We start from the raw sequence: 12,488 nt of genomic DNA, 5'->3' as shown, positions 1-12,488 counted from the left end.
CCGGCCTGCCGCTCAGCCCTGGGCAAGCTCTGGATCGGGCAGGATCTCGGGCTCGGCGTCGCCGGTCGCCGCGCCATCGCCCTGCCGCGCCGACCCGCGCCGCGACAGCATGGGCAGCGAAAGCTTGCGGCGGGCGTGGATCAGGGCTCCCGTGCCGTCGGCCTGGGCATCGACCTCGTCGAACCACCTGGCCAGCGCGATCCCGGGCGGCAGCTCGGGCTGGATCATCACCGTCTCGACGGTGCAGCCGCCGTCATCGGGGTTCTGCGAGATCGTCAGCGTAACCTCGGCCTCGTCGGTGCCGGCGGCATTCGCCCGCTCGATCAGGTAGCGGCAGCGCAGGGGCTTGGTCTTTTCCAGGAATGCGATGCTGGCCTCCTCGAACAGCCCGTCCGCGGTGCGGAACCGCAGGTAGAGCGTGTCCAGGTCGTCCTTGTCCGCGTCGAAATCGATCAGCTTGCCGGACCAGTGGTCCGCCGGGTGCGAGGCCCCGGGCACCACCCGGCGCCAGACCGCGGCAGGCGAGCCGGGGACCGAGATCCGGCGCCGCGTCTCCAGGTTCAGGCGCAGGGCGGGACGGTTGTGCCAGGACCCATAGAGCAGGACGTAGGACAGCGCCGACAGGCCCAGCCAGATACCGGGCAGCATGTCGATTGGCAGCGGGGCGACCGAGGCGAGCACGGCCCCGATGCCCGCGACCTCCAGCGCCTGCCGCCAGGCCGGGATCGCGATCAGGACCAGGGCACCGAAGCACAGCGCCCCGAGACCCGCGGCCAGCAGCGCCGGCAGGGTCTCGGTCACCTGCGAGGCGGCGAGGATCGCACAGACGGCAAGGACATTGAGCCGCCGCATCTGTCCGAGCAGTCGCTCGAGAAGTGGATTCCGTGTCATAGCGCTTCGCCTGCTCCGCGATTGCTGTTGTCGTTTGTCGTTTGTCGTTTGCCGGTGGCCGTCCCGCGCCGGGTTCCGCAATGTGGGCCGACGGGGGCGCCCCGTTCGAGGGTCGGGTGACAGCTCTAGCGCGACTTTGTGGCTGAGCATGGGCAGGGGTGGGGCCATTTCCCGAAGCCCGCCGCCGGGGGGGCCATGGGCGCCTTCGGCCCCCGCCCGGGGCCCGGCGGCCGGGCCGCCCCGACGCACCGCCCTTTTCGGGGGCACACCCCGCGGGCCCGGGCCCGGCCACGGCAATTCGCCGGACTTCGTCCTTGCTCCCCCCTCGCGGGGCGGGCAATGTCGGCAAAACCCCGTCAAGGTTGAAACACAGGGGACAGGCCCCCATTTTCACCATCCAGTCAGGGATTGGCCCACGACCGCCGAGATATTGGGGTCCGGCCGATCTGCCGAAATGATAAGGACAAGAGCATGCAAGAGCCTCTCAGCCCCTCCTATCCCGTCCTGCCGCTGCGCGACATCGTGGTTTTCCCCCACATGATCGTGCCGCTGTTCGTCGGGCGCGAAAAATCCGTCAGGGCTCTCGAGGAAGTGATGCAGGACGACAAGCAGATCCTGCTGTCCTCGCAGATCGACCCCGGCGTCGATGACCCGGACGTCTCGGGGATCTACCGCAACGGCGTTCTCGCCAACGTGCTGCAGCTGCTGAAACTGCCCGACGGCACGGTCAAGGTGCTGGTCGAGGGCCGCGCCCGTGTGCGCATCACCCAGTTCCACGAAAACGAGAATTTCTTCGAGGCCTCCGCCGAGTATCTGACCGAGACCATGGGCGACGAAGAGGTCGTCTCGGCCCTCGTGCGCTCGGTCGCGACCGATTTCGAGCGCTACGCCAAGGTCAAGAAGAATATCCCCGAAGAGGCGCTGGCCGCCGTCAGCGAGGCGACCGAGCCCGCCAAGCTGGCCGACCTCGTGGCCGGGCACCTCGGCATCGAGGTGGCGCAGAAGCAGGACTTGCTCGAAACCCTCCCCGTCGCCGAGCGGCTGGAGAAGGTGTTCGGCCTGATGCAGGGCGAGATGTCCGTCATGCAGGTCGAGAAGAAGATCAAGACCCGCGTGAAATCGCAGATGGAGCGGACCCAGCGCGAATATTACCTCAACGAGCAGATGAAGGCGATCCAGCGCGAGCTGGGCGATGGCGAAGAAGGTGCCAACGAGATCGCCGAGCTCGAGGACAAGATCGAGGCGACCAAGCTCTCGAAAGAGGCCCGCGAAAAGGCCGATGCCGAGGTCAAGAAGCTCAAGAACATGAGCCCGATGTCCGCCGAGGCCACGGTCGTGCGCAACTACCTCGACTGGATGCTGTCGATCCCGTGGGGCACGCGCAGCCGCGTCAAGAAGGATCTCGGCCGCGCCGAGGCGATCCTTGAGGCCGATCACTATGGCCTCGAGAAGGTCAAGGAGCGGATCGTCGAGTATCTGGCGGTGCAGCAGCGCTCGAAAAAGCTGAAGGGGCCGATCATGTGCCTCGTCGGCCCTCCGGGCGTGGGCAAGACCTCGCTGGGCAAGTCGGTCGCCAAGGCCACGGGGCGCGAGTTCATCCGCATCAGCCTCGGCGGCGTGCGTGACGAGAGCGAGATCCGCGGTCACCGCCGGACCTACATCGGCTCCATGCCCGGCAAGATCATCCAGGCGCTGAAGAAGGCCAAGACCACGAACCCGCTCATCCTGCTCGACGAGATCGACAAGATGGGCCAGGATTTCCGTGGCGACCCGGCCTCGGCCATGCTCGAGGTGCTCGATCCCGAACAGAACGGCACCTTCGTCGACCATTACCTCGAGGTCGAGTATGACCTGTCGAACGTGATGTTCCTGACCACGGCGAACTCCTACAACATGCCGGGCCCGCTTCTGGACCGGATGGAGATCATTTCGCTCGCGGGTTACACCGAGGACGAAAAGCGCGAGATCGCGCGTCAGCACCTGCTGCCGAAGGTCATGAAGAACCATGGCCTGAAGGAGAAGGAGTTCAGCATCGCCGACGACGCGCTGACCGAGATGATCCGCACCTACACCCGCGAGGCGGGCGTGCGGAATCTCGAGCGCGAGATCGCCAAGGTGGCACGGAAGGCCGTGACCAAGATCGTCAAGAAAGAGGCCGAGGTCATCGAGGTGTCGGCCGCCAATCTCGACGACTTCCTCGGCGTGTCGCGCTATCGCTACGGTCTGGCCGAGCTGGAGGATCAGGTCGGCGTCGTCACCGGTCTGGCCTATACCTCGGTCGGGGGCGAGCTTCTGAACATCGAGGCGCTGCGCCTGCCGGGCAAGGGCCGGATGAAGACCACGGGCAAGCTGGGCGACGTGATGAAGGAGAGCATCGACGCGGCCTCGTCCTACGTGCGCTCCATCGCGCCGCAGATCGGGGTCAAGCCGCCGAAGTTCGACAAGTGGGACATCCACGTGCACGTCCCCGAAGGCGCGACGCCCAAGGACGGGCCCTCGGCCGGTCTGGCCATGGTCACCTCGATCGTGTCGGTGCTGACGCAGATCCCCGTCCGCCGCGACATCGCGATGACCGGCGAGGTCACGCTGCGGGGCAACGCGCTGGCCATCGGCGGGCTGAAGGAGAAACTGCTCGCGGCGCTGCGGGGCGGCATCAAGACGGTGCTGATCCCCAAGGAGAACGAAAAGGATCTGCCCGAGATCCCCGACAACGTGAAGGAGGGGCTGACGATCATCCCTGTCTCCCACGTCTCCGAAGTGCTGGAGCAGGCGCTGGTGCGCACGCCCGAGCCGATCGAATGGGACGAAGCCGCCGAAGAGGCCGCCGCGGCCGAAGCGGCGCTCAAGGCCGGCCCCGAAGCCCCTAGTGCGACAACCACGCACTAGGGTCCCAGCCGATCCGAAACCCCAGCCGATCCGAAACCAAAGGGCGGCCCGATCCTGTCGGGCCGCCCTTTCTTTTTGGCGTGTTTCGCGAGGCACCGGGCGCCGCTTGTCTGCGTCTGCGTCTGCGTCTCTGCCTGCGTCTGTGCCTGTGCGTGGCGTTACTCCGTCACGGGCGCGGCACCGGCGGGCGCGAGGCTGAGCGCGGTGCCGCCCAGCCCGCGGAAGGCGCGCTGGCGGCAGGTCAGCACGATGATCTGCAGATCCCCCGCCTGGCGGTGGAGCGCGTCGAACATCCGCTCGATTCGGTCGTCGTCGGTGAAGACCAGCGCGTCGTCCAGGATCACCGGCGCGATCCGGCCCGCTGCGGCCAGCATCCGGGCGAAGGCCAGCCGGACCAGCAGTGCGACCTGCTCCTGCGTGCCGCCCGACAGGATGTCGATCGGCTCTTCCTGGCCGTCGCGCACCAGCGCATCCGGCAGCAGCGATTCCTCGCCCCAGGTCAGGTCGGCCTCGGGCCAGAGCAGATGCAGGAGCGGCTTCAGCTCGCGCGCGATCGGGGCGAAATAGCGCTCCCGCGCCTCGTTGCGCGCGGTCTCCAGCGCCTTCTCCAGCCGGGTGAGCACGGCCACCTCGTGGTCGATCCGCGCAAGCTCCGCCTGGGCCGCCGCCAGAGCCTGTCCGGTTTCGGCCAGCCGTTCCTCGACCGCGTCCCCGGCAGAGCGCGAGATGCGCTCGTCGAGGCGCGCCAGCAGCGGTTTCAGGCGGGCGATCTCGTCCCGGGCCTGGCGGTCGACGGATTGCGCCCGGGTCAGGGCGGCGGCGGTGGTGGCGAGGTCGGGGGCGGCGCGGGCGGCCTCGGCATGGGCGGCCAGCGCGGCGGTCAGTGCCTCGTCCGTGGTCCGGGCCTCCGCGGCAAGCTCCGCCTCGGTGCTCTCGCCGAGCTTGGCCTGCGCCGCCTCGGCCCGGGCCAGCCGGTCGCGCAGCGAGCGCAGGTTGGCGTCGGCGCCCGCGGCCTCGGTCCGTGCGTCCGACAGGCGGTCCGCGGCGGTCTGGCGGGCGATATGGGCCCGGTCCTGGGCGTCCCGCGCCGCGCCGAGCGTGGCCTCGGCCTCTTGCGGGTCGGGCGCGTCCGCTTCGGCGTCGTCGGGCTCGGGGATCCGGGCCAGCGCCTGGCGCAGCGGGTCGAGACCCTCCGGCGCAAGGCTCTGCAGCACGGCCCTCGCCTCGCCAAGCCGGCGCTCGGCCTCGGTGCGGGCGGCGCCCTGCCGGCGGGCCGCGCCCAGATCCTCGGCCCCGATGGCGTCGAGCGCCGCTTGCATGGCCTCCGCCGCCGCAGCGACAGAGCTGTCGTCCCCCGCCTCGCCCGGATGCAGGTCGAGCGTGCCGACGCCGTCGATGGTCAGGCGCAGCGCACGGGGGACCGGCACGGGCTGGCCCTCGGGCAGGGCGGTGTCGCCGTCGCGGATGGTGCCGGCGCGGCCCTGGGCATACTGCGCGATCACGCGTGTCGCGGTGGCGTCGCGGGTGGCGATGGCCGTGGCCCGGGCGGCGGCCAGCTCCTCGATCCGCCGCAGGGTGCGTGCGTCGGGGCCGGAGCGCGCATCCGCCGCGGCGGTCTCCATCTCGCGGCGGACGGTTTCGGCCTTCGCGATGCGGTCCGCCAGTTCGCGCCGCCGGTCGGCGCCGTCGCGGGCGGCCTCGGCGCGCCGGGCGGCGGCCTGCCGGGCCTCGGCCGTCTTCAACGCGTCCTGCGTCTGGGCCAGGGTCCGGTCGGCGGCGTCGCGCAGCGCACCCAGTTTCTCGACGGTGGCGGCGGTGCGGGCGGCCGTGGCCTCGGCCTCGGCGACGAGCCCCGCGGCGGCGGCCCGCTCGGCCCCGGTTTCGCGGAACCCGGACAGCCGGTCCCGGGCGCTGTCGGCGGTCAGGCGGGCCATCTCGACCCGGTGCGCGGCGGCCTCGACCTGCTGCGCGTGCCGCTCTGCCTCGGCCTGCGCCTCGGCAGCGGCGCGAAGCCGCGCCGCGCGCTCTTCCGCGGCCTCGGGCGCGTCCCACTCGCGCAGCTCGCGCCGGGCCCGGTGGCGGGCGGCCAGCGCCTCGTGCAGGTCTTCGGCGGTGGCGGCCAGCGCATCGCGGCGCTCGGCCAGGGCGGCGACCTTGTCCTGCGCGGCCTTCCAGGGGCCGTTGGCGAAAGGCCGGCCGGTCTTGGTGGCATAGCCCGACAGCTCCTCGCGGCAGCGGGCCAGCGCCGTGTCCATCCGCCGCCCCCCGGTCATCGCATCGACCTCCGCCCCGACCGAGGTCATCAGGTCGCGCCGGGCCGCGAGGGCTGCCTTCTGTTCCGTCGCGGTGCCCGCGGTCAGGTCGGTCATGCCCTGTCGCACCCAGATCAGGCCCGAGGGCGCCCCCGCGTCCCCGCCCAGCAGGTCGGCAATCCAGGCCTCGGCCGCGTCGGCCTGGGCGATCAGCCGGCCGTCCCGGTGCACGGTGGCCGCGGGCTTTTGCAGCCAGCGCTTGGTGACGCGGTGGCGGCCGGCGTCGGTCTCTACCTCGACGGTCACCTCGGGGGCGCCGCCGGCGTGGGGGCGCAGGCCGTTGATCTCCTTGTCCCGCGACCCGTGGGCCTTGAAGAACAGCGCCTGGATCGCGTCGAACAGGGTGGATTTGCCGTATTCGTTGGGCTCGCACAGCACGTTCAGCCCGTCGCCGATGCCGTCCACGCGCACCGGGTCGGTAAAGCGGCGCACGTTGGTCAATGTGATCGAGCGGATCATCATGCCGCGCCCTCCCGCACATAGGCATAGAGTCGGGCGAGCGCGTCCTCGGCCACCTGACGGTCTGCCTGCGACAGGGCGGTGGACCTGGCCTCGTCCGCCAGCGCGTCCGCGGCCAGCCGCAGCGCGCCGGCCCGGTCGATCTGGTCGAGGTCAGCGGTCTCGTATTCGGTGCCGAGCGTCTGGGTCAGCAGCTCGAAATGGGCAAAATCCGGTCCCCGCCGAAGCGCCGCATCGTGCAGCTCGGCATGGTCGGGCAGCCCGGCCCAGCCGGTGGCTGCGACCCGCAGCAGCACGTCGCGCCGCCCCTCGGCGGGCAGCACCTTGTCGAGCGCCGCGGCGGCGTCCTGCCGCGGATGCAGGTGCAGGCCGACCTCGGTCCACAGGAAGGTGCCGGTCTCGATCTCGTCCACCCGGGGCGGGGCGCCGGGACCGTCGAGGCTCACGCCCAGGCAGACGCCGCGGCGCCCGTGCTTGAACCGGTCCTGCTCGGGGCTGCCGGAATAGTGCACCCGGTCCGACACCGCCATCCGCCCGTGCCAATCGCCCAGCGCGAGGTAGTCGAGCCGGGCGCTCCGGTCCCGGTCGGGGGCGATGGCGCCGCCGCTGTCGGTGAAATCGGTGACCCCGCCATGGGCGAGCCCGATGCGCAGCACGCCCGGTTCGCTGGGCATGGCGACCATCGGCTCGGACGGGTCGCTGGCGCCCGAACGGAAGGCAATGGGGCAGGGCAGCAGCACCGCGTCCGGCCCCAATTCGCGCACCTGCGGCTCGGTCAGGGCGATGACGTTGGCGGGCGCGTCGCGGTGGATCGCATCCCACAGGGGCTCGGCGTCGCGCAGGTTGTCGTGATTGCCGGGCAGCAACCACCAGGTCACCTCTGACGCGGCCCCCATCGCGGAGAGCGCCTGCCGGATCACGCCGGGCGAGGGGGTCGCGGTGTCGAACGTGTCGCCGGCCAGCAGGATATGGGCGGCGCCGCCGTCCCGCGCGGCCGCCGCCAGCCGGTCGATGGCGCCGTGCCGCGCCTCCATCAGGCGGCCGCGGATGTTGCCGTCGGGCGGCTCGGGGATGTTCGCGAACTTCCGGCCGATATGAAGATCCGAGGCGTGGATGAAACGAAAGCCCATTGGCTACTCCTGACAGTGAGTCCTGCGACCGCGCGGCCGTTGACTCAAATATTCACTATATGGGCGACAAAACGTGTCATGCCTTGTGGCCTGTCCGCACGGAGCGCGAGGTCTGGGACAGGGGGCAACGTCTACCCCGACACCTGTCTCGTCAAGGCAGGGCGGGAAAGTCGTCGCGCCGGTGCCGGGCGACGGCGTCGCGCAGCTCCGGCGGAGAGATCACCTCGACCTGGTCGCCCCATTGATAGAGGTGCCAGGCCATCTCCATGTGACCCGAGGCCATGAAGCGCACGGTCAGCGCGCCGTCCGGTTCGTCGATCATCTCCTGGCCGGGGTGGAACAGGAACTGCCGCGCGGTGGTCGCTGCGGCGGGCGTGAACCGCCATTCCACCGGCCCGAATTCGGCCTCTGCGTGGAACGAGCCGAAGGACCGCGCGGCAAAGGCGGCGAGGTCGAAAGCGGGGTCGCGGGCGAAGCTGCGCGAGACGATTGCGGCCCGCTCGATCCGGTCCAGACGGAAGCGGCGCATCCTGCCATCGCCCTGCGACGGCCGTGCCACCAGGTAGCGCCGGGTGCCCAGCAGAAGGCCATGCGGTTCGAGCAGGCGCTCTCTGGGGCGGTCGTCGCGGGCGCCTCGGTAAGACAGGCGCACCTCCCACGGTGCCCGCAGCGCCTCTGTCAGCACGCCGAGCAGGCCGAGGTCGGGCACGACCCGCGGCCCGGGGCGCGAGGCGAAACCCTGCGCCTCGAGCAGCGCCTCGGCATCGGCCTCGGTGCGGCGGGCGTGGCTGGGGGCCATGGCGGCCAGCAGCCGGTCCTTCAGCGCCCGCAGCCTCTGCGCCTCGTCGGGGGCGCCGTCCCTGTCGGCCCGTTTCGCGGCCATTTCCAGCGCGGCCAGCTCGCTGTCGCGGATGCCTTGGGCCTGCAGCCACCGCGCATCGCTGCGCGGCAGGTGCCAGCGGCGGCGGCGCTCGGCATCCTCGGCAATGTCGACGAGGGGAAAGACCGCCTCGAAGCTGCGCATCATCCGTTGGGCGGTGCGGTGATCACAGCCGAATTCGCGGGTGACGTCCTGCAACGAGATCCCCTCGAACCGGGCGGCGGCCATGTCGGCGAGCCGCAGCAGGTCGGAGGCCTTGGCATAGGACATCGCGCGGCCTCCGGTCAGGCAAGGCCCCGGGACCGGGGCGATTGTGGCGCCAGACCCTATGGTCGGCGAAAGTCCGTCCCGCTGTCAACGGGCGCCTGCGCCCAGCGCGGGCCAGCCCTAGCGCGACAGCCCGTAGACCTCGGTCGCGGTGTCTCGGGCGATCAGGCGCGCCTCGTCGGGCGACAGCCGGCCGAGGATCTGCCGGCTGATCGCGATCCAGTCCGGCAGGCCGGCGCCCAGGTTGACCACGGGCCAGTCGCTGCCCCAGACCATCCGGGCGGGGCCGAAACACTCCAGCACCGTGTCGATATAGGGGGCGATCGCCGCCGCATGATCGGTGCCCGGGGCACAATAGGCCGTCACGCCGGACATCTTGCACAGGACGTGGGGCACCTCGGCCAGCGCCGCGAGGTCCTTGCGCCAGCTGTTGAAGGCGCCGTCGGCGATCCGGGGCACGCCGCAATGGTTCAGGATCAGCGGCATGTCCGGGCAGGCCAGCGCCAGGTCCCGCGCGATCCCCAGCTGGCGGTCGTTGTAGCACAGCTCGTACGGCAGGCCGGCCGCGCCGATCCGGCGGACATTGGCGCGGTAGGTCTCGGTGGTGGACAGATCGTCGGGCTCCTCATGCAGGACCCGGCGAAAGCCGTTGACCCCCATGGCGGTGCAGTCCTCGACCCAGGCGGCAAAGCCCTCCGCCCGCTCCGGCCGGCAGGAGGCGACGACCCCGCTCAGCCGCTCGGTCCCGTCCCGCATCATCGCGCAGAGCAGCCGCGCCTCGTCCATCCAGCCGGTCTCTCCGTCCACGGCCATCTCCATGTAGAGGGCGTCGCTGACGGCGTCGCCGGCGAGGGCAAAGTAATCGGCGGTGGTGAAATCCCCCTCGGCGAGCGCGGGGATCCCCTCGGTCCAGGAATAGCCCAGATTGCCCCGATGAAGCAGGTGGACGTGGGTGTCGATAAGCTGCATGTCGCGCGCCTCCGTTGGTTGGGTCAGGCCGCCATCCGGGCGCGGCTGAGTAACCGGCCGCTGCGCCGGCCGGTCGGCTCGCCCTTGCGCCAGGCCTCGACCCCGTTGACCACGACCGAGACGATGCCGTCGGCCGGTTGCAGCGGCGCGTCGAAGCTGGCCTTGTCGATGACGGTCTCGGGGTTGAACAGCACCAGGTCGGCCGCGGCGCCCTCGCGGATCACGCCGCGGTCGGGCAGGCCGAAGGTCTCGGCGGCCAGGCCGGTCATCTTGCGCACGGCGGTCTCCAGGTCAAAGAGCCCCTGGTCCCGGCAATAGCGCCCCAGGACGCGCGGGAACGTGCCCCAGAGCCGGGGGTGGGGATGGGCGTCCTGCGGCAGCCCGTCCGAGCCGACCATGGAATGGGGATAGGCCAGGATCCGGCGGACGTCGTCCTCGGACATGTTGTAATAGATCCCGCCGGCCGGGTGCAGCCGCTCGGCCGCCTCGCGCTGGCCGATGCCCCACGCGGCGGCGATGTCGGCCAGGTCGCGGCCGGCCATCTCGGGGTGCGGGGTGGACCAGCTGACGGTGATGCGGATGCGTTCGTCGACAAAGACCGGGTCGAGCACGGTGGAGCCCGCGATATAGGGATAGACGTCGAGCCCGACCTCCTGCCGGCTGCGGGCCGCCTCGATCACCGCGAGCGTTTCGGAGCTGCGGCCCCAGTTCTGCGGCCCCGCGCATTTGTGGTGCGAGACGATGACCCGCACCTTGGCGCGACGGGCGGTGGTGAAGGTCTCGTCGAGGCTGTCCAGGATCAGGTCGTGTTCGTCGCGCATGTGGGTGGTGTAGACCCCGCCGTGGGCCGGCAGGAGTTCGGCGAGGGCCACGATCTCGTCGATATCCGCCGCTTCCGAGATCTTGTAGTAGAGCCCGGTGCTGAGCCCGATCGCCCCTTCGGCCAGCGCGGTGTCGAGCCGCCTGCGCATCCGGTCGAGCTCTGCCGCGCTGGCCTTGCGCGAAAGATCCGCCATGGCGTCGAGCCGCAGGGAGCCGTGGCCCACCAGCAGGCAGACATTGGTGGCGGGCCGGGCCGCGTCCACCGCCTCGGCATAATCGGCGACGCTGTCGTAGCAGAAGCGCGGGCCCGGCCCGAGCAGGTTGAGCGGCGCGGGCACCTCGGTCGCGGTCAGCGGCGCCAGCGAGATGCCGCAATTGCCCGCGATCACCGTGGTCACCCCCTGGCTGATCTTCGGCGTCATCTCGGGCCGGTCGATCGCCACCAGGTCGTCATGGGTGTGCACGTCGATGAAGCCGGGTGCGAGGATCAGCCCGTCGCCGGACAGCACCTCCTGTCCCGCAAGGCTGCCGGGGGCTGCAAGGGCCGAGATCCGCCCCGCGGTGACGCCGACATCACTGGCGCGGCGGGGCGCACCGGTGCCGTCGATCACGAGGGCGCCTCGGATCACGAGGTCATGGGCGGGGGTGGCGGCGTCTGGCATTCGGGGCTCCGATCTCTTGAACGTGGAACGCCGTTCTACGACAATGAATTGCGCCGCTCTTGTCAATTATGAAACGGCGTTGCACATCAAGGGGCCGGGAGGCCGTTGACACAGGAGGACGGTATGGGGACGGAAGAGGGCGGATCGCAGTATCATTCCCGTGCTTTGGACCGGGGTCTGCTGATCCTGGTATGCCTGGCCGGGTCGGTTTCCGGCAGCGAGAGCCTGGCCGAGCTGCACGCCCTGACCGGCCTGCCCAAGAGCACGCTGCTGCGGCTTCTGGTGGTGCTTGAGCGGCGCGAATTCGTGCGCACCACCAATGGCGGCACGCGCTACCGGATCGGCCACGGGGTGGTCGGGCTGGCCGAAAGCTATCGTCGGGGCGTCGACATCCACGAGGCCGCGACCCCGTTCCTCGACCGCCTGGTCGAGGAAACCGACCAGACCGCCAACCTCGGCGTGCTGGACAACGGTTCGGTCCTGCATGTGCTGGTGTCCGAGCCCAAGCGCTCGTTGCGCTTCCGCTCGACCAACGGCACCCGGGACGCGGTCCATTGCACCGGGCTCGGCAAGCTGCTGCTGGCGGGGCTGCCGGCCGAGGCCGCGCGGGAGATCCTGGCCGAGGCCGCGCCGCTGGAGCGGCGCACCGGCAAGACGATCACCGATGTCGGCGTCCTGATGGAAGAGATCGCCCGGATCCGCGCCCGCAAGTTCGCGGTCGACAGCGAGGAGGGCGCCCGCGGCGTCTGTTGCCTTGCCGTGCCGATCCGGCAGTCGGGCGCCGACGACACCCGCTGGATCGCCTCGATCAGCCTCTCCGGCCCGATCGGAGAGATGACGGGCGAGAGCCGCGACCATTTGCTCAACGCCCTGGGCCGCACCGCGGCACAGATGGGCGAAAGCGCCGAGCTGATGGCCGCGCTGGAGCTCAGCCAATGGGGTGGCCGGGACCGTTAGGGCCGGCCGGGCCCCACGTCGGGCCCCACGTCGGGCCGCGACCGCCCGGCCCTCGGCGCCGGCCCCTGACCCTAGGTGTTTGATCCCACGGTTTGATGGTGCGATCCTTTCTCAGGAATGGAAGGCAGCACTATGGGACAAGTTCGTCACGGCTGCGCCACGACCACGCACGCCGTCAGAGCTGCAATACAGCGATCCGTCGCCCGGCAGTCGTTTGCTTGCAAACGATGAGAGGGGCAGGCTTCGCTCGCGC

At 70.7% G+C, this 12,488-nt stretch carries 8 protein-coding genes; 2 read left to right on the top strand and 6 right to left on the bottom strand.

Going from position 1 to position 12,488, the window contains the following annotated elements; all coding sequences use genetic code 11:
- Nucleotides 1–12: 12 nt before the first annotated feature.
- Entirely contained in the window at nucleotides 13–891 is an 879-nt protein-coding gene (locus tag ROA7023_RS11770; RefSeq protein WP_143535537.1) for a hypothetical protein, read from the bottom strand.
- A gap of 471 nt (nucleotides 892–1,362) precedes the next feature.
- Here ROA7023_RS11770 and lon point away from each other — a divergent pair, with 471 nt between their 5' ends.
- Nucleotides 1,363–3,777 carry an endopeptidase La gene (gene lon / locus ROA7023_RS11765; protein WP_085879239.1) on the top strand — a complete coding sequence of 805 codons (2,415 nt, stop codon included), beginning with the start codon at nucleotides 1,363–1,365 and terminating at the stop codon, nucleotides 3,775–3,777.
- A gap of 158 nt (nucleotides 3,778–3,935) precedes the next feature.
- On the opposite strand, the gene ROA7023_RS11760 is transcribed toward lon, so the two are convergent.
- The 5 genes from ROA7023_RS11760 to ROA7023_RS11740 form a co-directional block, all read right to left on the bottom strand.
- Nucleotides 3,936–6,551 carry an AAA family ATPase gene (locus tag ROA7023_RS11760; protein WP_085879238.1) on the bottom strand — a complete coding sequence of 872 codons (2,616 nt, stop codon included), beginning with the start codon at nucleotides 6,549–6,551 and terminating at the stop codon, nucleotides 3,936–3,938.
- Nucleotides 6,548–7,678 carry a metallophosphoesterase family protein gene (locus tag ROA7023_RS11755; RefSeq protein ID WP_085879237.1) on the bottom strand — a complete coding sequence of 377 codons (1,131 nt, stop codon included), beginning with the start codon at nucleotides 7,676–7,678 and terminating at the stop codon, nucleotides 6,548–6,550. The genes ROA7023_RS11760 and ROA7023_RS11755 overlap by 4 nt, the downstream gene beginning before the upstream one ends.
- A gap of 151 nt (nucleotides 7,679–7,829) precedes the next feature.
- On the bottom strand, nucleotides 7,830–8,828 hold the full coding sequence (locus ROA7023_RS11750) for a helix-turn-helix transcriptional regulator (protein WP_085879236.1): 999 nt from the start codon (nucleotides 8,826–8,828) through the stop codon (nucleotides 7,830–7,832).
- A 117-nt stretch (nucleotides 8,829–8,945) separates the two neighbouring features.
- A complete protein-coding gene (locus tag ROA7023_RS11745; RefSeq protein WP_085879235.1) occupies nucleotides 8,946–9,794 on the bottom strand; it encodes an amidohydrolase family protein in 849 nt (282 codons plus the stop codon).
- Between the two features lie 23 nt (nucleotides 9,795–9,817).
- A complete protein-coding gene (locus tag ROA7023_RS11740) occupies nucleotides 9,818–11,278 on the bottom strand; it encodes an N-acyl-D-amino-acid deacylase family protein (RefSeq protein WP_085879234.1) in 1,461 nt (486 codons plus the stop codon).
- A 123-nt stretch (nucleotides 11,279–11,401) separates the two neighbouring features.
- Here ROA7023_RS11740 and ROA7023_RS11735 point away from each other — a divergent pair, with 123 nt between their 5' ends.
- Nucleotides 11,402–12,235, top strand: coding sequence for an IclR family transcriptional regulator (locus tag ROA7023_RS11735; RefSeq protein WP_085879233.1), 834 nt, complete (start codon nucleotides 11,402–11,404; stop codon nucleotides 12,233–12,235).
- Nucleotides 12,236–12,488: the final 253 nt, after the last annotated feature.

The sequence above is a fragment of the Roseisalinus antarcticus genome, from assembly GCF_900172355.1.
GTDB lineage: Bacteria > Pseudomonadota > Alphaproteobacteria > Rhodobacterales > Rhodobacteraceae > Oceanicola > Oceanicola antarcticus_A.
The sequence above is the reverse complement of the archived record's forward strand: the minus strand, read 5'-3'. Positions and strand labels throughout refer to the sequence as shown.